The organism is Limnohabitans sp., from assembly GCF_038134685.1.
GTDB lineage: Bacteria > Pseudomonadota > Gammaproteobacteria > Burkholderiales > Burkholderiaceae_C > Limnohabitans_A.
In genome coordinates this window covers 1-1,856 of sequence record NZ_JAYPVP010000051.1, presented here as the reverse complement: position 1 = coordinate 1,856, position 1,856 = coordinate 1, and the positions used below count along the sequence as shown (strand labels likewise).

Below are 1,856 nucleotides of genomic sequence, written 5' to 3'. Positions count from 1 at the left end.
TAAAGGAGATGCCGTCGCCGTAAAAGGCGAACCGCTCCTGAAGTGGCAGCCACTCGATGTCGGCAGCGAACGGGTGCGCAGTCTGGTCCATCGGCTTGGGTGTGATGACCCTCAGGCTCGCACCCTTGACCCGAAAGCCATCCAAGATCACAGGCGCGCGCACAAGGGTGGACAGGTTGCGAGCCAGAATGACCGGTCCCTGCCTGGCATCTCCCAGCCGCCAAATGCCCGGGCCAACCTGATCGATGCCGTCGCGGCTGTTGATCTCTAAGGCCAAGCGCAACTTCTGGCGCAGCCAATCCTCGTTGAGCATGACCGCTGCCATATCCTGTGACTCGATTTGGACTGGGCCGCATTCGGGGCATTGGCAAAGCCTGCCGCCTTTGCCATCACCGACGACTTGCCCACGGTGCAGGTTGCAATGTGGGCAAAGTACGTATTGCTGATTGACGGGCGCAGGCTTTATGGCAGAGCCGAGCAAGGTGCATGCAGCCACCTCGTGAGGGGACAACGCCCAGCGATGGACGTGCGTTCCCTCAGCGAACAAGCGACACACCAACGACCAAGCATGATGTGAGTTCATGCTCACTCTTGGTACGCGGGTTCAGCCTGGAAGGCGTCTTCACCGGGTTGCTGCTCGTTGGCGCTCAGCGTTTGATCGGCACCCAGAATGCCGAGGGCAACCAGGTAGCCTTCGAGCTGCGCCTGCATCTTGGCGTCGAACTTGTGAAGGTTCAGTCGGCCTTTGCGGGTGATCTCAATGGTGATGACCTTCGCTCGCATCTTGCCGGGCTCGGGTGGGTAGTACAGGTTGATGTGCGCCGAGGTGATCTGCCAATTGCGCTTGAGCGGGTTCTCGTTGGGGAAGGACTCTGCGATCAGTTCGGTCACACATTGCTGGTCGCTCGATGCGGTTGCCGTGCATTCAACCTTCAGGTCGCCATGGGGGCTGAGCAGTGAAAGGGTCTTGACCTGCACCGCCATGAACCCATCGGTGGTCAGCGCCTGGGGCACATCAAAACCCAGCCGCAACGCAGACAGGTCAAGTGTGGGAGGCTTGATGCGGTGTGCATCGACCTTCGTGCCCAGCAGATGTTCTGCGAATGCCTCCAACAACATGGTGTGGTACTTCACCCCGCCCTTGACCAGGGTGCGCGCGACGCCGGTCTTGGCTGAATACTCCAGCACCATGTGAATGTTGGGATTGCCGACGCGACGGGTCAGGTTCGAGCCTTCAAACTCCAAGCGCAGCATCGCCAGGTCTTTGACGTGGACCGTCAGCAGATAGACATCGGGGGAGCGCTCCAGCACGTAGGCCACGCTGCCATCGCCGCATTGCAACTCCCGTTGATAGAACGCCGAGATCGACTGGCGCATGCTGAGCATGGCGGCTTCGGAGGTGTTTGGCTTGCGTTTGACGCCCAGATCGTTCTGTTGTGCCTGGGTGCCATGGCGCTCGAAGAAGTCCACATCTCCGGCAAGATCAAACAGCTCGGGGTGGTTCACGTACAGCCAGAACGAGCGATGGATGTCACTTTGGCTGGCGACCAGCCCCATCAAGGCTGCACCGTTTTGCCTGGCCACCTGAAACATTGCTTGTTTGCCCGCAGCATCCCCGAGTCCAACGCTTGCCATGAGTTTGGCAATGAGTGCGTCACGGGCAATTTCGTCGGGCCAAGACCGGATGGCCTCGATCACGGTCTGGGTGACCTCTTGGCCATCAGACCAGGAGAGGTCATCGGGTAAAGGCAAGCCATTGGCCGCCAAAAAGGTCTGCAAAGTGGTGTCTACGGGCAGCTCAAGCAGCACATCGACAAAGGTTTTTTTCATTTTCTTGGTCCTTATGAAATGTCGGT

General features: G+C 59.0%; 1 protein-coding gene and 1 pseudogene. Both read right to left on the bottom strand.

All coding sequences use genetic code 11. The features are described 5' to 3' along the window. Positions 1-583 (bottom strand): annotated as a pseudogene (locus AAFM15_RS11680) (hypothetical protein); the annotation flags it as partial. A gap of 2 nt (positions 584-585) precedes the next feature. Further along, on the bottom strand, positions 586-1,830 hold the full coding sequence (locus AAFM15_RS11675) for a hypothetical protein (protein WP_341686883.1): 1,245 nt from the start codon (positions 1,828-1,830) through the stop codon (positions 586-588). Positions 1,831-1,856 lie beyond the last annotated feature (26 nt).

What these genes read in the sequence shown, in the direction of transcription:
- AAFM15_RS11675 (WP_341686883.1), bottom strand. Translation starts at nt 1,830, where the DNA reads ATGAAAAAAACCTTTGTCGATGTGCTGCTTGAGCTGCCCGTAGACACC.